Here is a 20440-nt window from a genome sequence, read left to right as displayed (position 1 = left end):
CGCACCGGGCTTGACTGTGGCTGCCGAGCGACATGTCTGTGGCTGCCAGCGCCTGCGGTCGGCTGACCACGTTAAGGCTATGAAAAGTACAATCTTGACTCTGGAAGGTGCATGTTCCGCCAGCCAGGCTCGCACCATACTGGCCCTGCATCCGGCGCCACTTCTCGATTTCACCAGTGGCCTGGACATCCAATAATAAGCAGGGCCATCCATGAAAAAGCCAAACCCGCTCCTCGAAGACCTCACGTCCATCTTGCCGACCATTGCGGCCAACGCGTTCATGGCCGAGCAGGACCGCAAGGTGCCTGCCGAAAATATCGCACTGCTCAAAAGCATCGGGCTGCACCGCGCCTTTCAACCTAAAGCGTTCGGCGGCATGGAGTTGTCATTGCCACAGTTTGCCGACTGCATCGCCTTGCTCGCCGGGGCCTGCGCCAGCACCGCCTGGGCCATGAGCCTGCTGTGTACCCACAGCCATCAATTGGCGCTGTTCTCGGCCCAGTTGCAGCAGGAGGTCTGGGGCACCGACCCGAATGCCACGGCCAGTAGCAGCATTGCGCCGTTCGGGCGCACCGAGGAAGTCGACGGCGGGGTGTTGTTCAGCGGCGAAATGGGCTGGAGCAGCGGCTGTGATCACGCTGAGTGGGCGATCGTGGGGTTTCGCCGCAACAATGCACAGGGCACTCAGGATTACTGCTTCGCGGTGCTGCCGCGCAGCGATTATCAGATACGCGATGACTGGTTTGCGGCAGGCATGAAAGGCAGCGGCACCAAGACGTTGATCATCGACAAGGTCCGGGTGCCCGAACACCGCATCCAGAAGGCCAAGGACATGATGGAAGGCAAGTCCGCCGGCTTTGGTTTGTACCCCGACAGCAAGATTTTCTACTCGCCCTACCGGCCTTATTTTGCCAGTGGTTTTTCCACGGTCAGCCTGGGTGTTGCCGAGCGGATGCTCGAGGTGTTCCGCGAAAAAACCAAGACCCGCGTGCGTGCCTACACCGGTGCCGCCGTCGGTGCCGCCACCCCGGCGTTGATGCGCCTGGCCGAGTCGACTCACCAGGTCGCCGCCGCGCGTGCCTTTCTCGAAAAAACCTGGAACGAACACGCCGAACACAGTGAGCAGCAGCGTTATCCCAGCCGCGAAACCCTGGCGTTCTGGCGCACCAACCAGGCTTACGCTACTAAGATGTGCATCCAGGCGGTGGACCGCCTGTTCGAAGCCGCCGGCGGCAATGCCTGGTTCGAACACAACGAAATGCAACGCCTGTTCCGCGATTCGCACATGACCGGCGCTCATGCCTACACCGACTACGACGTGTGCGCGCAGATCCTCGGCCGCGAGCTGATGGGCCTGGAACCCGACCCGAGCATGATCTGAACCGGCGTTTTGATAACAACCATCAGGGCTGCGCCTGACGCAGTCCGGGAGTCTTGCATGTCTGAATCGACCTTTGACCCACGCGCCTTTCGCCGGGCCCTGGGCAACTTTGCCACGGGCGTGACCGTGGTGACTGCCGCAGATGCCTCTGGCCGCAAGGTGGGCGTCACCGCCAACAGTTTCAACTCGGTGTCCCTGGACCCACCGCTGGTGTTGTGGAGTATCGACAAACGTTCGAGCAGCCACGGCGTGTTCGAGCAGGCCAGCCATTTTGCGGTCAACGTGCTGGCCGCTGACCAGATCGACCTCTCGAACAATTTTGCCCGGCCCAAGGACGACCGGTTCGCCGCGATCGAGTACCAGTCGGGGCAGGGCGGGGCGCCGGTGTTCGCCGATTGCTCGGCGCGGTTTCACTGCGAGAAATACCAGCAGGTGGACGGCGGCGACCATTGGATCATGATCGGCAAGGTCGTGGCCTTCGATGATTTCGGCCGTGCGCCGCTGCTTTATCATCAGGGCGCTTATTCGATGGTCCTGCCCCATACCCGCATGACCCAGCGCGACGAAGGGCAACCGCCCAGCAGTCATTTTCAGGGGCGCTTGAGTCACAACCTGTATTACCTGATGACCCAGGCGGTACGCGCCTACCAGTCCAGCTATCAGCCCCGGCAATTGTCCACCGGCCTGCGCACCAACGAGGCGCGGATGCTGATGGTGCTGGAGAACGACGCACGGCTGAGTGCCAGTGAATTGTTGCGGGAAGTGGCGATGCCGGTGCGGGAAATCGAGGACGCCGTGGCCAACCTCAAGCGCAAAGGGCTGGTGGCCGACGACGACGGCGTCTATTTGACGTCGGCCGGTATCGAACAGACCGAAGACCTCTGGGCCATCGCCCGTGAGCAACAGGAGAAAGTATTCGCCGAGTTCAGCCAGGACCAGATCGAAACCTTCAAGACGGTATTGAAGCAACTGATCAGCCACTGCTGACCACCAGGAAGATGAACCCTGAACCTGTGGCGAGGGAGCTTGCTCCCGCTGGACCGCGAAGCGGCCCCAAACCATGAGACTGCTACGCAGTCCAACGGGAGCAAGCTCCCTCGCCACCGATGACTTTTTGTACCTGTTCTGCTGACCTTGAACGCCGCTATTGAAGCGGCCAGGGTCGGCGAGGTCGGGCGCGGGTTTTCGGTGGTAGCGCCGAGTTCAGCCAGGACCAGATCGAAACCTTCAAGACGGTATTGAAGCAACTGATCAGCCACTGCTGACCACCTGGAAGATGAACCCTGAACCTGTGGAGCTGCATCGCGCAGCTCCTGAAGGCCTTCAGAAAGGCACGGCCACGGTCAGTTGGCTATAGAGGTTGGTGCCATTGCCGCCCACCTGGTTACCCCCGGTGTCGGCATCCTTCTTGGGTTGATAAATACCCACCAGCGGGCTGATGATCAGGTGGCTGTTGACTGCCCACTCGGCGTACAGGTCCAGCTCACGGGCATCCAGGTTCAATGCATCGTTTTTGCGCAAGGTAGTGAAGTCGAAGTACAACGCGCCGACCGTCAGGTTCTCCAGCGGTGTCGCCTTGAAACCAACGTGATGCACACCGGTGTTGCTGTTGAACGGGCCGGCATAATTGGAGGCCACTTCGCCCTGGAACCAGGTGCCGTAACCGGTGCTGAGTCCGGTGAACAGCGGGTCCCATTTTTGTGAGTAGCGTGTGTAGCGGTAGGTCAACTTCGGCGCCCAGCCGACATCGGCGAAGGTGTAGCCGGCTTCGGCGTACCAGGCTTTTTGCGGCCCTGCATCCTTGTCTTGCCAGGCGTATTCGAAAGCGAAGCTGGCGTTGTCGATGCCCGCGCTGCCTTCGCCGCGCAGGCTGTAAGTGTTCAGGCCCTCGCGCTGTTTCTGGAAATCGCTGGCCCACTGGTCGGTGACGCTTATGCCATGAACCCAGGTCAACCCCAGCGTACCGGCGGCACCCGTGTAGTCGAGGGTGCCCGCCGCCAGCTCGGTTTCAGCCTGGGCACGGTTATCCGACTTGAGCCACAGCACCGAGCCGTGCAGCCCCTCTTGCCCACCCAGGCGCAACACGGCGGTGCGGTCGAACGCGTGACGTGCTGCGAGGTAGTAGGCGCCACCGCGATTCAACGCACCGTCCGCCGGGCCGTTGCCCAGGTTGGGGCCGTCGTCGTTGATCAGGAACCCTCGTCCGATCTTGACCACTTGGCGGCCGAGGGAAAAGTCCACACCGTCCTTGCCCAGCGCCGGAAACAGGTCAGCCGAGCGCCACCCCAGGTAGGCGTCTTCGATTTTGGTCGTGCGCTCGCTGCCATCGGTGTTGCCCGCCGCGTCGCCGTCGCCCCAGGTGCCGGAGCTGACCCAATTGAGCGCGCCGTATGCGGTGCCGTTACCGGACAGGCCCTGATCGCCGCTCAACCCATACTTGATGAACCCTTCGCGCCAGGTCGAGCCGCCCGGCGTGCCATCGTAGTTGTGACGGCTGTTGAACATCCCGTATACGGCCAGGAAGTCCGCGTTCAGGTGTGTGTCATCGTCGGCATACAGCGCATAGGCCTGGGCCGAAGAGTGGCCGACCAACAGTGCGATACCCAGGCCGACGGCCTTGGACAACCTGCGTGTTTTTTGTGTGTGCTCCATTGTTACGTTCCCCAGCGTGGTTGGACAGCCAATAGGTCGAGGACGCATTAAGATGATCCGCAGCGGGGGAAGTCTTTCACCTGCGTGCCACGTAATTGATCCTGCCCGCCAAGCCATAGGCCTTGGCAGGCAGCTGCAAAAGCGACGGCAGACATGGGCAAGACGATCAGCGCGTGTGAGGCGCACAGTGATTTTGCGCACGATGCCGTTTCGATCAGGGACTGGCTGGGGAGGGCTTTATCGCCGGCTCCTTGTACGGCTCGATGCATCCACTCAGAAATCCGCTTTCGAGGATCCGTACCATGTCGATCAATGACCGGCTCACACAGCATTTGAAACGGGGCAGCGTCGGTTTTCCGACCGCGCTGGCCAGCACCATCGGCCTGATCATGGCCAGCCCGGTGATTCTCACCGCGACCATGGGCTTCGGCATCGGCGGCAGCGCGTTCGCGGTGGCCATGCTGATCGCGGTGGTGATGATGCTGGCCCAGGCGACCACCTTTGCCGAAGCCGCCTCAATCCTGCCGACCACCGGCTCGGTCTACGACTACATCAACTGCGGCATGGGCCGTTTCTTTGCCATTACCGGCACCTTGTCGGCGTACCTGATCGTGCATGTGTTTGCCGGGACGGCGGAGACGATTCTGTCCGGGGTCATGGCCCTGGTGAACTTCGAGCACCTCAACACCCTGGCGGAGTCTGCCGGCGGTTCGTGGTTGCTGGGGGTGGGGTTTGTGGTGGTATTCGGCATTCTGAATGCCTTTGGCGTCAGCGCCTTTGGCAGGGCCGAGATCATCCTGACCTTCGGCATGTGGACCACGCTGATGGTGTTTGGCGTGATGGGCCTGATCGCGGCGCCGGCGGTGCAGCTCGAGGGTTGGTTCGGCGTGTCGCTGGTGGGCACCGACCTGATCACCATTCTGTCGCTGGTGGGCATGGCGATGTTCATGTTCGTCGGCTGCGAGTTCGTCACGCCGCTGGCGCCGGACCTGCGCAATTCGGCCAAGGTGATGCCCAAGGCGATGATTTTCGGCTTGTTGAGCGTGGCCACCTGCATGTTCATCTACGGCGCCGCGATGAAGCGCCAGGTGGAAAACGTACTGCTGGATGCCGCCACCGGCGTGCACTTGTTGGACACGCCCATGGCGATTCCACGCTTTGCCGAGCAGGTCATGGGGGATATTGGCCCGTTGTGGCTGGGCCTTGGCTTTCTGTTCGCCGGCGCCGCCACCATCAACACGCTGATGGCGGGCGTGCCACGGATTCTCTACGGCATGGCGGTGGATGGCGCGCTGCCCAAGGTGTTCACTTACTTGCATCCGCGCTTCAAGACGCCGCTGTTGTGCATCCTGGTGGCGATGCTGATTCCGTGCCTGTATGCGCTGTGGCTCGGCGGCAACACCGACAACATCATGCACCTGGTGCTGGCCGCCGTGTGTGCGTGGAGTTTTTCCTACCTGCTGGTGACGCTGTCGGTGGTTATCCTGCGTATTCGTCGTCCTGACCTGCCACGGGCTTATCGGTCGCCGTTGTTCCCGTTGCCGCAGATTCTTTCCAGCGTCGGCATCTTGCTGGGCATGTGGTTCATCACCCCGCCGGGCATGAACCCGGCGGATATTTATGTGCCTTTCGGGGTAATGCTCGGGATCACGGCGGCCTACGCGTTGTTCTGGACATTGGTGGTGCAGAAGGTCAATCCATTCAAGCCCGCTTCGGTCGAAGAAGTGCTGGCCAAGGAGTTTTCTCATGAGCCTGGTAACGTTCACAACGCTTATCTCGAGCAGGCTGCAAAAGCTGTCTGAGCTGTTCAGTGCCCAACGGGCGCCGGCCGGTTACCGGCCGGGGGTCACGCTTGAATATGTTAGGCGTAACCTCGGGCTGGCGAGTTTCGCCTCGACCGGGCCTGCCCGTGCAGCGTTTCGCTTGGACGATACCGGCCTGCAAGTGGACGTTGCCGAACGCACCGAATCGCAACTGCTGATGCACCTGGTCATGACCGAATTCATGCTTACGGTGCCCGCCACAGAGCAGGGCAGTGCGCGCTTTGAGCTGCACCACCGCGGGTCGATTCGACGCACGGGGCTGGCGTGTCGGCAACGCTCGGGAGAGCCGGCTTTACTCGCCAGGCTCGAGGCGGCTTTGAACGACGACCTCAGCCTGCATCAAGCGCTGATGGGGCTCGACTTCAAGCGCCTGCACATCGCGTTGAGCGGGCATCAATGGCAGGTGCGGCTGGAACACATCGGCGGCAGCGAGGTGGTCAACCGCATGCCGGTGTTTCGTCGCTACATTCCTTTGAGTGACGCTCAACGGGCAGGGTTGTTGACTGTTTTGGCGGGCTTGCAGCGGGTATTGGGCGCCGTCTGATCGGGATACTTGGCATCATTAGTGCTTCCACAGTCGCTATCACGGACTTGTTGCGCCCATATAGATAACATGTTAACTATTGGCCAACAAAAACAAGAAGCCATTGTGGAGATGCCATGAGCACTTATCAGTCTGCGCACTATGGGTTGGAAACCTGGACTCGGGACCTGCGAGCGGCCTGCGGCCATTTCGACACGGAACTGGCCTTCAACCGTTCGCTGTTCATCGGTGAAGTGTCCAAGCACTCCCGGGGCGGCCTGTCACTGGCCAACCTGCGGACCAATGCCGGGCTGATCAAGCGCGAGCGACCCAACGCCGATCACGATATGGACCAACATTGTTTCCTCGTCAGTCAGCGCAGCGGCTATTGCCAGATCACCCAGAACGACCAGGTCATCCAGTTGGCCCCCGGCGATATGTTGCTGATGGACTCCACGGGCTCGATCGAGATCAGCCCGTTCGGCCTTATCGAACATGCGTCCTTGGCACTCTCACGCCACGAAGTGTGCAAGCAACTGGGTGGTGCACCGAAAACCTTCGGCAAGATCTCTTCGACCAAAGCCTGCGGCCGCATGCTCCATGTGTTGATGGACCAACTGTGCCGAGAAGGCCTGGAGGGGCAGGACTCGATTGAAGAGGCCGAGGCACTGCAAGCGGCGTTTGTCTCCTTGCTCGGGTCAGCCTTTGAATTGCACGACGCGCCGGGCGACTGCGCGGCGTCGTTGCAGGGCAGTAACCTGCGCAGCTACGTACAGAAAGTCATCGACGAATCGCTGACCCAGCCCGGCTTGAGCCCGGTGGGCCTGGCCAATCGTTTGAACATCTCGGTGCGGCATTTGTACCGTTTGTTTGAAGAGCAGGACGACAGCGTCTGCCGCTACATCCAGCGTGCCCGGCTAAAACGCAGCGCGGATGATCTGACCAACCCCTTCCTCAAACGTGAGTCGATCACCTCGATCGCCTACAAATGGGGCTTCACCGATTCCGCGCACTTCAGCCGCTCGTTCAAGAAGCAATTCGACCTGTCGCCCAAGGACTTTCGGTCTACCCACCTGCAGCAAACGGTCGGGGCGGCGTAGGTTCGCATCGATCAATGAAACCGCTCACCCTGTCGGCCCATAACATTTGTACCGTGGCGGTCGAACACTTTGCCGATCACGGCTACGACGCCTCCTCGCTGAGCGCAATCGCAGAGAGGGCCGGCATGCGCAAGGCGTCGCTGTATGCGCACTTTGTCAGCAAGGATGCGCTGTTTCAGAAGGTCTTCGAGATTGCCTTGGCCCATGAGCACTCGTACATCGCGCAATGCTTCAAGGAGGAAGCCGGATACACCGGCGTGCCGGGGCAGTTGCACCTTGAACGGTTGAGCGGGCGTTATGAAGGGTCGGCGCACCTGCGCTTCCTGTTGCGCACGGCGTACTTTCCGCCGACGGACATTCGCGGCGTCATCACCGCAGGATTCGAGGGTTACCTGGCGCGCATTCGCGATGACTTTCAGCGTGCAGCGCAAGGTCGGTACAGCACAGTGCAACCCGAGGCGCTTGAGGTGTTTTGCGACGCCTACCTGGGTATCGTCGACAGCCTGCATGTGGAGCTGATCTACTCGACGCCCCAGGGTTACGTCAAACGGCTTGCGGCCTTGTCGCGGGTGTTGAGTGATTCACTGTCGATGCTCTAATGGGGGGACAGTTCTTCAGCGGATACACCCCGATCAAAATGTGGGAGGGAGCTTGCTCCCGCCGGGCCGCGAAGCGGCCCCAGCTCTTTGCTCGAAAAAACCGGGACTGCTGCGCAGTCCAACGGGAGCAAGCTCCCTCGCCACAGGTACAGTGTTTGCCCTTAATTGACTGGCATTAGGGCAAGCCTCGTCCCACAGTTGATCCGGTTTACAGCCCGCCATCCACCAGACGGGTCTGCCGGGTGATGCAGACCATTACTGTCGATGCTTGAAAGGGCCGAGCGTTATTCAGCTGATACACCGCTATCAACAGGTGGGAGGGTGCTTGCTCCCGATGAGGGCGTGTCAGTGGGTGCATCCGGTGATTGACCCACTGCCATCGAGGGCAAGCCCTAATGCCAGTCAGTTAAGGCGTAGAAAGGGTAAAAAATAACCTGTGGCGAGGGAGCTTGCTCCCGTTGGGCCGCGAAGCGGCCCCAGCTCTTTGTTTCAAAAGACTGGGACTGCTGCGCAGTCCAACGGGAGCAAGCTCCCTCGCCACAGGTACAGTGTTTGCCCTTAACTGACTGGCATTAGGGCAAGTCCCCTCCCACAGTTGATCCGGTTTACAGCCCGATAGAGGTCACTTCACCTCAGGCAAAGTCGACCCGCCATCTACCACGATGGTCTGCCCGGTGATGTAGGCCGCCAGGTCGGACGCCAGGAACAACATGGCCCCGGCAATATCTTCCGGAGCACCGAGCCGTCCCAGGGGCACGCGGGTGGCGATGTCGGCATTGACCTGGTTGTCGCCCAGGTTATCCATGGCCGGCGTGGCAATCATCCCGGGCTCCACGCCGTTGACGCGCACCTGGTAGGCGGCCAGCTCCAGCGCCGCATTGCGGATAAAACCGTTCACCCCGGCCTTTGACGCCGCGTAGTGGCTGAGCCCTGGGTAGGCTACCCGTGGTCCGGTGACCGACGACGTAACCAGCACACAGCCGCCGCCCTGGCGTTGAAACATGGGCAAGGCGGCCTGGGTCAACCAGAACAGGGCTGAGAGGTTGACCGCCAACGTGCGCTCAAGAATGGCCGGGGTGATCTGTGCGAATGGCGTCAACGGAAAGTAGCCGGCGTTGTGCACCAGGATATCCAGGCGGCCCCAGCTGCGTTCGATTCCCTTCACCCATTCGAGTACCGCCGCCGCATCGGCCAGGTCAACCTCGATGGCCGCGACCTGGCACGCTCGCGCCGTCAGGTCGTCGGCCAGCGCCTGGGCTTGCGCCAGCTGAAGGTCGGCAATCATCACGCGCGCGCCGCGCACAGCAAACGCCTCGACGATGGCCCGGCCGATGCCCTGCGCGCCACCAGTGACCAGCACGGTTTTGCCGCTGAAATTCAAGTCGTCAGGCATGTGCGCGCTCCATGTGGGCATAGGCCAGTGTCGGCACATCGACGATGCTCGAACCGCCGTCGGCGACCACGCTGGCCCCGGTGATGATCGAGGCATCGCGGCTGGCCAGGAAGCGACAGACCTTGGCGATTTCTTCGGCGCTGGCGGGGCGTCGTAACGGTACGTCGGCGCATACGCGGGCATAGGCTTGCGGCAGTGTGTCCCCATAAAAGCTCATCAGCGGTTGCATTTCTTCGTCGGCCATCGGCGTAGTGACCCAGCCTGGGCACACCGCGTTCACGCGCACGCCGCGTGGGCCGTAATCCCGCGCCAGGGAGCGATTAAGCCCGAGCAACGCGTGCTTGGCGGTGGTGTAGCCGCACACTTCGGGACCGGCGGCCAGGGAGGCGATGGAGCCGAGCAACACGATAGTGCCGGCGCATTCGATCAGCAGCGGCAGGCAGGCGCGGGCGCTGTAGAACGCACTGTCCAGGTTGCTGCGTAAGGCCGCCTCCCAGGTGGGGGGGCTGGTCTGGGTGGCGCTGCCCACACCATGCCCACCGGCGCAGGCTAGCAGCACATCGAGGCGGCCGTAGCGCTCACGGATCTGTGCGACGAAGCCTTCCCAGCTGTCCGGACAGGCTGCGTCGCCGACCAGGACCAGGCCGCCGGTGTCCCCGGCCACCTGCTCCAGAGGCTCGCGGCGCCGGCCGATCAGCACCAGGTTGGCGCCCTCGGCGGCGTAGAGCCGGGCGCAGGCGGCACCGATGCCCGTGCCGGCCCCGGTGATCACAACGGTACGTGGATCAGGCATCGGGATACTCCGTGCGGTTGAGCACTTGGCAGTAGGAGCTGACCGGAAAGTTCGACAGCTCATCGAAGGCCGCGCCGGCATAGCCGAAGATCTTGCCGTCGCTGCGGTGCTGTTGCAGGTCGATCAGGACCAGACCGAGGGTGGGGATGATCTTTTCGCGCCAGACGAACAGGTACAACTGATCGGCAATCTTGTAGTAGTGACAGCGGTCGGTGTCGCACAAGCCTTGTTCCACACCCTTGAGGCATTGCCAGGCATAGAACTGATCGTTCAGGTAGATGTGTTCGTAGACTTCGCTGGGGCTGTAGCGATACAGGTTGCGCAAGCCGGTCAGTTCCTGAGTGGGCGCGTGGGGGCATTGGCCGGGCTGCCAGGGTTGGTCCAGGCTGCCATGCAGGAAGTCCACGTCCACCGAGGTCAGGGCCTTGCCGGCCAGGGCACGGCTGTAAAGGCCTTCCTCGGTTTGTTCGCGCTTGGGCATGCGGCCGATCACGGCGGTAAAGGACGACGTGGTGGTGTCCAGCACCAGGCTGATCGACCAGGCCTGACCGGCCTCGTGCTTGATGAAGTCGACCAAGTACAGGCCCGGGCGTACCGAGGTGGCGCGGTATGCGGCCGACCCGCTGGAGTGACCGTCGGCGGCATGCCAGTGCAACGCCTCGGTGTCAAAGCGATGCTCGATCTGCCAACCGTTGGCGAAGTGCAGGTGGAAGGTCTTGCCGTTGAGGTCGGCAAGGTTGGGCAGGATAAACGCGTCGGGCGCGAAACCGTCGGCGAGGGCGCCTACGGTGATCCAGTCGGATTGGGTGGTCATGGCATGGCTCCGGTTGATGGAATGGACATCCCGGATCATGCGGCGGGCGAGGAGGCTCGCCTATCAACCGAAAGGTTGAGGCGGCTTAAAGAAACAGTGCGGCGACCAGCTCGGTGCGGCTGCTCACGCCCGTCTTGCGAAACAGGTGGATCAGGTGGGTCTTGATGGTCGGCAGGCCGACGCCGAGCTCCAGTGCCAATTGCTTGTTGCTTGCACCTTGACGCAATAACCAGGCGATCTGGCGCTCTTTGGGCGTAAGCCCGGCCAGCGCATCGTCGCAGGGCTGCATATTGGCCACGGCCATCTGCAGCAACGCCTGCAACGCGTTGAGCTGAGTCAATTGGTCGGCGGTAAACACCCCTTGTTCGGCGGTGCGCAGCAAGGAGATGGCCGCCTGCGGCTGGTCGGCGCGATGGGCGACGATCTCCACCACATCGACCACGCCGTAACGCTGCAGGAAGTTTCGGTAACGGTGGCTGTCACGCGGCGGCTGGCGTGCCATGGCGAAACCCAGGGGCACCACCGTCAACCCGCTGGACAGGCAATTGCGCGGTTGCAACGGGTCGAATTGGCGGTAGTTGTCCAGATAGTCGCGGTGCATTTCACGGCTCATGCCGTGCAGCCGGAAGTCGCACGCTTGCAGTTGGCGGTCGACACAATAGAACGCCGCCTGGCTGACGGGGACGAGCTGGGTAAAAGCCTGCAGGCAATGGCCGGCAACTTCCTGAGCGGGGAGGGCGTGCATGGTCAGTCACCTGCGCCGGAGAAAACGCTGCTGGCCGAAGCCAGCAGGCGAAAGCGATCAGACTACCGCGAAATAATGCTTCACAAAACTCTCGCTCACCACCTCCCACAATACCGGCGTGCCCTTGGTCACAAACCAGCTGTCGCCGGCCTTGTAGCGGGTGGTCTGGCCGGTGCTTTCGTCGGTCAACAGCACCTCGCCGGTGACCACCGTGGCTTGCTCGGCGAACGGGTAGACCATCCGGAATTTGCCTTGGGTGGTGCCGAAATAGGCGCTGCTGACGGGGTCGGTCGGTGCGCCGAAGGTCATTTTGCCAAAGGCGTTGACTTCACCTTCGAGGATCTCGGAGCCCAGGTCGGCAACGGTGCCCCAGGCATCGAGGTCCGACAGTTGGGTATCTTTTTTCAGGGTCGTAACGGGCATGGCAGTTCTCCTGTGAATGAAACAGCGGGGCTTAACGGCGACCGTTGAAGTAGCCCGAGAGTTGGTGAAGGCTTTTGCCGGCCGTGAGCAGCAGTGGGCGGATATGATCCTTGCCCATGATCTGCGCATGCTTGACCGAGCTGATCAGGTCGTAGCGCGAAGAGCCTTCGCTCATGCCTTCGGCCAAGACCTTGCAGATGATGTGGCTGGGCGTAACCCCAAAACCCGCGTAACCCTGCACGTAGAAGGCGTTGGGGAGCCCGCTCAGCGTGCCGATCTGCGGGAACAGGTTGGCCCCGGTCGCCATCGGCCCGCCCCACGCCAAGTCGATTTTGACGTCCTTCAGGTACGGGAAAATCTTCAACATCAGGTTGCGGTTCCAGGCTTTGAGGTCCAGCGGGATGTGCTCGACAAACGGCGTGGCGGCACCGAACAGCAGACGGTTCTCGTTGGTGACGCGGTAGTAGTCGATGACCGGCCGAATATCGCTGTAGGCACCGCGGATCGGGCTGATGCGGTGGATCATCTCGTCCGACAGCGGTTCGGTCATCAGCTGGAAGGCGTAGGTGTTGACGGTGGTTTTGTGCAGTTCAGGTTCCAGTTTGTTGAGGAAACTGTCGCAGGCCCACAGCAGCTTGGCGGCTTTGACTGACCCTCGGCCAGTGCGCACGGTGATGCGCTCGCCGTAGCTGACCTCCAGGGCGGGGCTGTGCTCGAAGATGCGCACGCCATGACCGGCCAGCGCCTTGGCTTCGCCCAGCAGCAGGTTCAGCGAGTGCACGTGCCCGCCGCCCATGTGCAGCAACGCGCTGGTGTACGCGTCGGAGCCGATGATCTGCTTGACCTCGGACCCGGCCATAAAACGGATTTCGTCCTTGGTGTTGATCGACTGGAAGTCCTTCTCCCAGGCACGCAGGGTTTTTTCCTGGCGGGCATTGAAGCCCATGTAGCCATAGCCGTGGCAGAAGTCGGCGTCGATTGCGTATTTGGCGATACGGTCCTTGATGATGCCGGCGCCCAGCTCGCTGATTTCAAAGATCTGGCGCAGGCCCTCGTCGCCCACCTGGTTCTTGATTTTTTCCAGGTCATGGCCGATCCCCGCCATGATCTGCCCGCCGTTGCGGCCCGTACCGCCGAAGCCCAGGTAGCGCGCCTCGAGTACCACGATGTTGGTGATGCCTTTTTCCGCAAGTTCCAGTGCGGTATTGATGCCCGAGAAACCGCCGCCAATCACGACCACATCGGCTTCCACGTCCTGCTCGAGCGTGGGAAAGCTGAGGTTGTATTTCTTGGTTGCCGAATAGTAGGTAGGCGTTTCGATATTGATCATGGCGCAGCCTGGAAAAATGAAGGGATCTCGCTGCAGAGCCGACAAACAGCTCTGTGCCTGTTGGGGTGTATTAAGTGCCTTCCGAGCGGTAGGTGTCTTGATTCTGTGTGCCGCCGGCCTTGATCGTGGCTGCCAATGTCAACGATGAATCCGGCCGGGCAATAAAGCGGCACACGCCAATCGGCGGCCGGTGTTAGAGTGTTGTTAATCTGTTAACTAATTACGACGTCTCCATTTATGTCCAAACCGCGCCAATCCTTGACCCTTACTTTGCTCCAGGCGCGTGAAGCCGCCATGGGTTTTTTTCGGCCTTCGCTCAATCAACACGGACTGACCGAGCAGCAGTGGCGGGTCATTCGTATCTTGAGCCAGCACGAGGAGCTTGAGATCAATCGCCTGGCCGAGCTGGCGTGCATCCTCAAGCCGAGCATGACCGGTGTGTTGGTGCGCATGGAAGCGGCGGGCATGGTTGAGCGGCGCAAGGCGCAACAGGATCAACGGCGTGTGCTGGTGCGGCTGGCCGAGAAGGGGCAAGCGTGTTTCGATTCGATGAGCCAGAGCATGGAGGCCAATTACCAGCGTTTGCAGGCGGACTTTGGCGAAGAGAAGCTGCAGACTTTGCTGGTATTGCTCAACGAGCTTAAAGGCCTCAAGCGCTAGTTAAGCGTGGGTGTAAACCGATCCAAATGTGGGAGGGGGCTTGCCCCCGATGGCGGCCTGGCAGCCGACCTGGATGTTGGATCAGACGGAGTACATATCCGTTATTTAGGTAGCGGCTGCTATGGGTTCCGCCCTTACGGCGGGTCACTTTTGGAAGAGCGCCAAAAGTAACCAAAAACGCTTCGCCCCAACACTCGGCACCTCGCCTAGGCTCGGTGTGCCCTCACTCCGGCTTGAATCCGTGGGCCGCCGTCATGGGCCATCCTTGGCCCAGGACGGCTAACCCGACGTCCTGCCGGGTTGCCCACGGATTCAAGCCTGCGTTCGGCCAGCGTGTTTGACGGGGCGCCTGAGATCAAGATCAAAAGCTGGATCACAAGCAGATCACAAGCCGGCGCCTGCACTGTCAGTAGATAGCGCCAGCGGTGCTGGTGGGTGCCGATGAACCCTTGAACGCCGCCGCCAGGGTTTGTAGCCCGCGCATCAGCACTGTGGTGTCCACGCCCACCGCGACAAACGCCGCTCCCAGTTCGATGTAGCGGCGGGCCAGTGTCGGGTCGGCGCTGAGAATACCGGCGGCTTTGCCGGCGCTGCGGATGCGCGCAATGGCGTCTTCGATTGCCGTCTGCACCTGCGGATGAGCCGGGTTGCCGCGATGGCCCATCGAGGCGCTCAGGTCCGCCGGCCCGATAAACACGCCGTCAACCCCCTCCACGGCGGCAATCGCGTCGAGGTTGGCCAGGCCTTCGCGGCTTTCGATCTGTACCAGCAGGCATATCTGCTCATCGGCGTGGTCGAGGTAACCGGGAATGCTGTTCCAGCGCGATGCCCTGGCCAGTGCGCTGCCGACGCCCCGAACCCCGTTGGGCGGGTAGTGGATGGCATTCACCAGTTGCCGCGCTTGCTCTGCGTTTTCCACCATGGGCACCAGCAGTGTTTGCACGCCGATATCCAGCACTTGCTTGATCAGAGCAGTGTCGCCGACGACCGGGCGAATCACCGGATGGCTGGGGTAGGGCGCCACGGCCTGGAGCTGGCCGAGCATGCCGCGCAGGTCGTTGGGCGCATGTTCGCCGTCGATCAGCAGCCAGTCGAACCCGGCGTTGGCGGCCAGCTCGGCGCAGTAGGCATCGGACAAGCCCAGCCACAGGCCGATCTGGGTTTCACCGCTGCGCAGGCGCTGTTTGAAGGTGTTGACAGGCATATCCATCGAACGATCTCCGGTTAGACGAATCGGCAGGCGATGGAGCCCAGCATGTCGTAATCGACATGGAAGGTATCGCCTGGGTTGGCCGCGACAGGGCGGGTGAAAGAGCCGCCCAGGATGATTTGCCCGGGTTGCAGGGTCACGTCATAGGCCGCCAGTTTGTTCGCCAGCCAGGCCACGCCTTTGGCCGGGTGATTGAGCACGGCGGCCGAGACGCCGGATTCCTCGATCACGCCATTGCGGTAGAGCACGGCGGGCACCTTGCGCAGGTCGATCTCGGTGGGGCGCACGGCACGCCCGCCCATGACCACGCCGGCGTTGGCGGCGTTGTCGGAGATGGTGTCGAACACCTTGCGGGTCGCCTTGGTGTGCGGGTCGACTTGCTGGATGCGCGCGTCGATGATCTCCAGCGCCGGGATCACCCATTCGGTGGCGTCCAGTACATCAAACACCGTCACGTTCGGGCCTTTGAGCGGTTTTCCGAGGATGAACGCCAGCTCCACCTCGACGCGCGGCACGATAAAGCGTTCGAACGGGATGTCGGTGCCTTCATCGAAGAACATGTCGTCGAGCAGCGCGCCGTAATCCGGCTCGGTGATGTTGGACGAAACCTGCATGGCGCGGGAGGTCAGGCCGATTTTATGCCCGACCAGCTTGCGCCCATCCTTGATTTTCTGCGCTACCCAGGCGCGTTGAATGGCATAGGCGTCTTCGATAGTGATTTCTGGGTGATCCAGGGAAAACTGACGCACCTGCTCGCGTGAGCGTTCAGCCTGGTCGAGGCGGGCGGCGGCTTGCTGAATGAGGTGTTGATCAAGCATGGCAAGGGTACTCTTACTGAGGGTTGACGATGGCCGCCTGGGTGCGCAGCACCAGCAAGCCACCGAGTGCAATGAGCAGCGCCAGCACGTAAAGCGCCAGGCTGGCGCTCTGGGTGGTGTCGCGCATCCAGCCGATCAAGTACGGCGCAAAGAACGAGGCGATGCTGCCGAAGGAACTGATCAAAGCGATGCCGGCGGCTTGGGTGTGGTTGGACAGGAACGCCGGCGGCAACTGCCAGAACATCGGCAACGCCGCGCTGGTACCCATGCCGGCGATAATCAGGCCGCCCAGCACCAGGGCCGGGTTGGCGGGGGCGAGCCCGGCGATGGCAATACCGGCCGCCGACATCAGCAAGGGCACGCACAGGTGCCAGCGGCGTTCGCGGTGGCGGTCGGACGATCGTCCGCAGCCGAGCATGAAGAAACAACCGGCCAAGTAGGGCAACGCACTGAGCAGCCCTACCTGGCCGTCACTGCCGATGCCGGCGCCATGGATCAGTGTCGGCATCCAGAACGCCAGGGTGTTGACCGCCAGCATTACCGCGAAATACACCGCCACCAGCAGCCACACTTGCGGGTTACGGAGAATGGCCGAGAACGAGGTGATGGATTTGCGGTGTTCTTCCTGGTGCAGCTGCTCGCGCAGTTGTTGCTTTTGCACGGGCGTCAGCCACTTCACCGTTTCGAAGCTGTCCGGCAGACACTTGAGCACCACCAGCCCAAGCAGAATCACGGGGGCGCCTTCAATGACAAACATCCATTGCCAGCCGCGCAAACCGCCCAGGTCATGAAAGTGTTCCAGGATGCCGCCGGAGAGCGGCCCGCCGATGACCCCGGCCATCGGCACGGCGATGGCAAACAGGGCGGTGACTTGCGCGCGCCGACCGGCCGGGTACCAACGGTTCAAAAATACCAGGATGCCTGGGAAGAAACCGGCCTCGGCCACACCGAGCAAAAAGCGCAGCACATAGAAGCCCATGGCGCTGTCGATCAGGAACATGCACGTCGACAACGCCCCCCACACCACCATCAACGCGGCAATCCAGCGACGGGGGCCCACGCGGTCCAGCGCGATGTTGCTGGGCACGCCAAACAGCGCGTAGGCCACGAAGAACAGGCCGGCGCCGAAGCCGTAGACGGTGTCGCTGAAGTTGAGGTCGGCGCTCATCTGCATCTTGGCGAAGCCGATGTTGATGCGGTCGAGGTGGGCAAAGAGGTAGCAGATCAGCAGCAGCGGCATCAGCCGCCAAGTCACGGTGCTGTGGGTTTGGTCACGGACGTCGGTGCCGAGGGTGTCGGCGGTATTGGCTGAGCTCATGGTTTTATACTTTTTGTCTGAGAGTCCGATGGAACGAGCGGGTGGGTGTGTCAGCCCACTTGCGCCTTGAGGAAGGCGTGCACGTTGTTTTGCTTGAAGTTGAGCTGCTCGTGCAGCTCGATCATTTCAAACGACAACGCCAGCAGCCGCTGGTCCTGCAGCGCGGCGAAGTGCTGGGTGATCACCGCGAAGAGTTGTTCGGCGACCTTCTGGCGGGTTGCCAGGTCGCGACCATGCCCGACCTTCAACGTCATGTGCACGAAGGCGTAGTCGTGCTTGCCATCGGCCATGCGCCAGGTGTCGAGGCGCACCCCACGGCTGCGGATGCCACCCAGGGGAAACACGCCGCTGTCGCCCAGGGTGGCGTGGACTGTTTCGAACAGGCCAGGCAGGTCGGCTTGCTGTTCGATGTTGTCGGTGTACTCAACGATAAAGTGGGGCATGAGGGGCTCCTTGTGGCCGCACGGGGATACCGGGCGGCCATGCGCTCAAACAGGGAAAATGGCGTTGATCTGGCCGGTGCCCGAGCTGCCGAAGGGTTGCGTGATGATCTCGGCCGGCTTGTCGTAGTCCGGTCCGCCGAGCAACCCCAGGAGCATGGCGGTGTCATGCATCTTGCCTTCGCCGAAGCAATGCTCGGCGTAGTCCGGCAGCATGGCGCAGAACTCTTTCCAGCGGCCCTGGCGCCACAGTTCCACCACATGCAGGTCGACCTGCTTGTCGAATTCGCGGGTCCAGTTATGGATATTGGCTTCAGCATTGCGGTCGTCGGAGAAACGGTGCGACAGCGAACCCGAGGCCAGCACCACGACTTTGCGGTCGCTTTTCTCGATGGCCCGGCGCACGGCGGCGCCAAAGCTGAAGCTGTCTTGCAGGCGATGCCAGGCGCACCAGGCGGCCACCGACACCACGTTGAATCTTTGCTCGTCGGGTACGCCCATGTGCATGTAGCGCATCGGCACCAAGGTGCCGTATTCCAGCTCCAGGCTCGGGATATTGTGGGCCAGCGTGCGCACGTCGGCGGCGTTGGCTTCGGCCGCGATCAGCTCACCCAGTTCGGGGCAACCTGGGTACTCGTATTCCATGTTCTTGATGAAGTGCGGCAGTTCATTGCTGGTGTAGATGCCTTTGAAGTGCTCGCCGCAGTTGACGTGGTAGGCGCTGTTGACCAGCCAGTGCACGTCGAACACCACGGCGGTATCGGCGCCCAGCTCGCGGGCGCGACGGCCGATCTCTTTGTGACCGGCAATCGCCGCTTCACGGCAACCATGGTGTTTACCGGGAAGCTCCGACAAATACATCGAGGGTACGTGGCAGATTTTCGCCGCCAGGACGACTTCGCCCATGATGATTCTCCTGAAATTATTGTTGTTGTCTTAAGGGCTTCTGGTGTCGCTCAGACGCCCCAGCGTGGAATGTGATGGCTGCCCATCGAGATGCACACGTTTTTGATTTCGGCGAACACTTCGAAACTGTACTGGCCACCTTCACGACCCGTGCCTGAGCCTTTCACACCGCCGAACGGCTGGCGCAGATCGCGCACGTTCTGGCTGTTGATAAACACCATGCCCGCTTCGATGCCATAGGCCAGGCGATGTGCCTTGCCGATGTCCTGGGTCCAGATATAGGACGCCAGGCCATACTCGGTGGCGTTGGCCAGTTGCAGGGCTTCGGCTTCATCCTTGAACGGAATCAGGCACACCACCGGGCCGAAGATTTCTTCCTGGGCAATACGCATGGTGTTGTTCACGTCAGCAAACACCGTTGGCTGGATAAACTGGCCTTTGCTCAAGTGCGCCGCCAGATTGGCCGGGCGCTCCAAGCCACCGGCGAGCAGGGTAGCGCCTTCTTCGAGACCAATCTTGATGTAACCTGTGACCTTGTCGTAATGGGCCTGGGTAATCATCGAGCCGACCTGAGTTTTCGGGTCTTGCGGGTCGCCGACGATCAGGCGTTTGGCGCGAGCGGCAAACTCGGCGACGAACTGTGGGTACACGCTTTCCTGGATGAAGATCCGGCTCCCGGCGGTGCAGCGTTCGCCGTTGAGCGAGAAGATGGTGAACAGCGCAGCGTCGAGGGCGCGTTCCAGGTCGGCGTCCTCGAAGATCAGCACTGGCGACTTGCCGCCCAGTTCCATGGAGTATTTTTTCAGGCCGGCGGTCTGCATGATTTTCTTGCCGGTGGCGGTGCCGCCGGTAAAGGAAATCGCGCGCACATCGGGGTGACGCACCAAGGCGTCACCGGCGGTCGCGCCGTAGCCCTGGATCACGTTCAACACGCCGTTGGGAATGCCGGCTTCGACGGCCAGCCGGCCCAGCTCGTTGGCGGTCAGCGGTGACAGCTCGGACATCTTCAGCACGGCGGTATTGCCCAGCGCCAGGCACGGTGCGGTCTTCCAGGTGGCGGTCATGAACGGCACGTTCCAGGGCGACACCAGCGCGCAGACACCCACCGGTTGGTAGAGCGTGTAGTTGAGCATCTGGTCATCGACCGGGTAGCTGTGGCCGTCCATGCGCGTGCAGACTTCAGCGAAAAAATCGAAGTTGTGCGACGCCCGTGGAATCAACACGTTTTTGGTCTGGTGAATCGGCAGGCCGGTGTCGAGGGTTTCCAGCTCGGCCAGGTGCGGCACGTTCTGTTCGATCAGTTCTCCGAGCTTGCGCATCAAGCGTGCACGTTCTTTCGCGGGTGTGCCCGCCCATTTCGGGAAGGCTTCCTTGGCGGCCGCCACGGCTTGCGCGACTTCCTCGGCACCGCCGCTGGCCACTTCACCGATGGCTTCACCGGTGGCCGGGTTGTAGTTGACGAACACGTCTTTGCTGTCGACCTCACGGCCGTTGATCCAATGTTTGATCATG

The 20440-nt window shown here is 61.7% G+C and carries 20 protein-coding genes and 1 pseudogene; 8 read left to right on the top strand and 13 right to left on the bottom strand.

What is annotated here, in order from left to right:
- Positions 1 to 211: 211 nt before the first annotated feature.
- The 3 genes and pseudogenes from BM403_RS25985 to BM403_RS32295 all read left to right on the top strand — a co-directional run.
- Complete coding sequence (locus BM403_RS25985) at positions 212 to 1381, top strand: p-hydroxyphenylacetate 3-hydroxylase oxygenase component (protein ID WP_093545743.1); 1170 nt, start codon at positions 212 to 214, stop codon at positions 1379 to 1381.
- Between the two features lie 57 nt (positions 1382 to 1438).
- A complete protein-coding gene (locus tag BM403_RS25980) occupies positions 1439 to 2368 on the top strand; it encodes a p-hydroxyphenylacetate 3-hydroxylase reductase component (RefSeq protein WP_093545740.1) in 930 nt (309 codons plus the stop codon).
- Between the two features lie 138 nt (positions 2369 to 2506).
- A pseudogene (locus BM403_RS32295) lies at positions 2507 to 2578 on the top strand (methyl-accepting chemotaxis protein); the annotation flags it as partial.
- 126 nt (positions 2579 to 2704) lie between these two features.
- Here BM403_RS32295 and BM403_RS25970 read toward each other — a convergent pair.
- A complete protein-coding gene (locus BM403_RS25970) occupies positions 2705 to 4033 on the bottom strand; it encodes an alginate export family protein (protein WP_093545737.1) in 1329 nt (442 codons plus the stop codon).
- A gap of 302 nt (positions 4034 to 4335) precedes the next feature.
- Between BM403_RS25970 and BM403_RS25965 the strand changes: the two genes are divergently transcribed.
- The 4 genes from BM403_RS25965 to BM403_RS25950 all read left to right on the top strand — a co-directional run bounded on the left by BM403_RS25965 (position 4336) and on the right by BM403_RS25950 (position 8078).
- A complete protein-coding gene (locus BM403_RS25965) occupies positions 4336 to 5835 on the top strand; it encodes an APC family permease (protein WP_012724449.1) in 1500 nt (499 codons plus the stop codon).
- Positions 5780 to 6400, top strand: a complete 621-nt coding sequence (locus BM403_RS25960; protein WP_093545734.1) for a DUF3156 family protein — start codon at positions 5780 to 5782, stop codon at positions 6398 to 6400. Before BM403_RS25965 ends, BM403_RS25960 begins: the two co-directional genes overlap by 56 nt.
- Before the next feature lie 116 nt (positions 6401 to 6516).
- Positions 6517 to 7479: a transcriptional regulator FeaR gene (gene feaR / locus BM403_RS25955; protein ID WP_012724447.1), complete on the top strand. Its 963-nt coding sequence runs from the start codon at positions 6517 to 6519 to the stop codon at positions 7477 to 7479.
- Positions 7480 to 7493: 14 nt separating this feature from the next.
- Positions 7494 to 8078 (top strand): TetR/AcrR family transcriptional regulator, encoded by a 585-nt coding sequence (locus tag BM403_RS25950; RefSeq protein WP_012724446.1) that lies wholly within the window; start codon positions 7494 to 7496, stop codon positions 8076 to 8078.
- A gap of 622 nt (positions 8079 to 8700) precedes the next feature.
- Here BM403_RS25950 and BM403_RS25945 read toward each other — a convergent pair.
- From BM403_RS25945 to BM403_RS25920, 6 genes are all read right to left on the bottom strand, one after another.
- Positions 8701 to 9471: an SDR family oxidoreductase gene (locus tag BM403_RS25945; protein WP_064053530.1), complete on the bottom strand. Its 771-nt coding sequence runs from the start codon at positions 9469 to 9471 to the stop codon at positions 8701 to 8703.
- Entirely contained in the window at positions 9464 to 10264 is an 801-nt protein-coding gene (locus tag BM403_RS25940) for an SDR family NAD(P)-dependent oxidoreductase (protein ID WP_046036106.1), read from the bottom strand. The genes BM403_RS25945 and BM403_RS25940 overlap by 8 nt, the downstream gene beginning before the upstream one ends.
- Complete coding sequence (locus tag BM403_RS25935) at positions 10257 to 11078, bottom strand: molybdenum cofactor biosynthesis F family protein (protein ID WP_043205393.1); 822 nt, start codon at positions 11076 to 11078, stop codon at positions 10257 to 10259. The genes BM403_RS25940 and BM403_RS25935 overlap by 8 nt, the downstream gene beginning before the upstream one ends.
- A gap of 85 nt (positions 11079 to 11163) precedes the next feature.
- A complete protein-coding gene (locus tag BM403_RS25930; protein WP_012724442.1) occupies positions 11164 to 11823 on the bottom strand; it encodes a helix-turn-helix transcriptional regulator in 660 nt (219 codons plus the stop codon).
- A 57-nt stretch (positions 11824 to 11880) separates the two neighbouring features.
- The gene (locus tag BM403_RS25925; protein WP_012724441.1) at positions 11881 to 12246 is read right to left on the bottom strand and encodes a cupin domain-containing protein; all 366 of its coding nucleotides are present in this window, start codon (positions 12244 to 12246) and stop codon (positions 11881 to 11883) included.
- Between the two features lie 31 nt (positions 12247 to 12277).
- Positions 12278 to 13576 carry an NAD(P)/FAD-dependent oxidoreductase gene (locus BM403_RS25920; protein WP_093545731.1) on the bottom strand — a complete coding sequence of 433 codons (1299 nt, stop codon included), beginning with the start codon at positions 13574 to 13576 and terminating at the stop codon, positions 12278 to 12280.
- 237 nt (positions 13577 to 13813) lie between these two features.
- On the opposite strand from BM403_RS25920, the gene hpaR reads away from it, so the two are divergent.
- Complete coding sequence (gene hpaR, locus BM403_RS25915) at positions 13814 to 14236, top strand: homoprotocatechuate degradation operon regulator HpaR (protein WP_012724439.1); 423 nt, start codon at positions 13814 to 13816, stop codon at positions 14234 to 14236.
- Between the two features lie 406 nt (positions 14237 to 14642).
- On the opposite strand, the gene hpaI is transcribed toward hpaR, so the two are convergent.
- Genes hpaI through hpaE form a run of 6 tightly spaced genes read right to left on the bottom strand, consistent with a single transcriptional unit; the run spans position 14643 to position 20439 of the window.
- Positions 14643 to 15446, bottom strand: a complete 804-nt coding sequence (gene hpaI, locus BM403_RS25905) for a 4-hydroxy-2-oxoheptanedioate aldolase (protein ID WP_093545728.1) — start codon at positions 15444 to 15446, stop codon at positions 14643 to 14645.
- Between the two features lie 14 nt (positions 15447 to 15460).
- Positions 15461 to 16264 (bottom strand): 2-oxo-hept-4-ene-1,7-dioate hydratase, encoded by an 804-nt coding sequence (hpaH, locus tag BM403_RS25900; RefSeq protein ID WP_064053537.1) that lies wholly within the window; start codon positions 16262 to 16264, stop codon positions 15461 to 15463.
- Between the two features lie 13 nt (positions 16265 to 16277).
- Positions 16278 to 17582, bottom strand: coding sequence for an MFS transporter (locus BM403_RS25895; RefSeq protein WP_093545725.1), 1305 nt, complete (start codon positions 17580 to 17582; stop codon positions 16278 to 16280).
- A 50-nt stretch (positions 17583 to 17632) separates the two neighbouring features.
- On the bottom strand, positions 17633 to 18025 hold the full coding sequence (locus BM403_RS25890) for a 5-carboxymethyl-2-hydroxymuconate Delta-isomerase (RefSeq protein ID WP_012724435.1): 393 nt from the start codon (positions 18023 to 18025) through the stop codon (positions 17633 to 17635).
- Positions 18026 to 18070: 45 nt separating this feature from the next.
- Positions 18071 to 18928 (bottom strand): 3,4-dihydroxyphenylacetate 2,3-dioxygenase, encoded by an 858-nt coding sequence (gene hpaD / locus BM403_RS25885; RefSeq protein ID WP_093545723.1) that lies wholly within the window; start codon positions 18926 to 18928, stop codon positions 18071 to 18073.
- A 50-nt stretch (positions 18929 to 18978) separates the two neighbouring features.
- Positions 18979 to 20439: a 5-carboxymethyl-2-hydroxymuconate semialdehyde dehydrogenase gene (hpaE, locus tag BM403_RS25880; protein WP_012724433.1), complete on the bottom strand. Its 1461-nt coding sequence runs from the start codon at positions 20437 to 20439 to the stop codon at positions 18979 to 18981.
- Between the last annotated feature and the right edge of the window lies 1 nt (position 20440).

The sequence above is a fragment of the Pseudomonas sp. OV546 genome, from assembly GCF_900116845.1.
In the GTDB taxonomy this organism is placed as follows: Bacteria; Pseudomonadota; Gammaproteobacteria; order Pseudomonadales; family Pseudomonadaceae; genus Aquipseudomonas; species Aquipseudomonas petroselini.
This window is presented reverse-complemented; position numbering and strand designations above follow the sequence as displayed.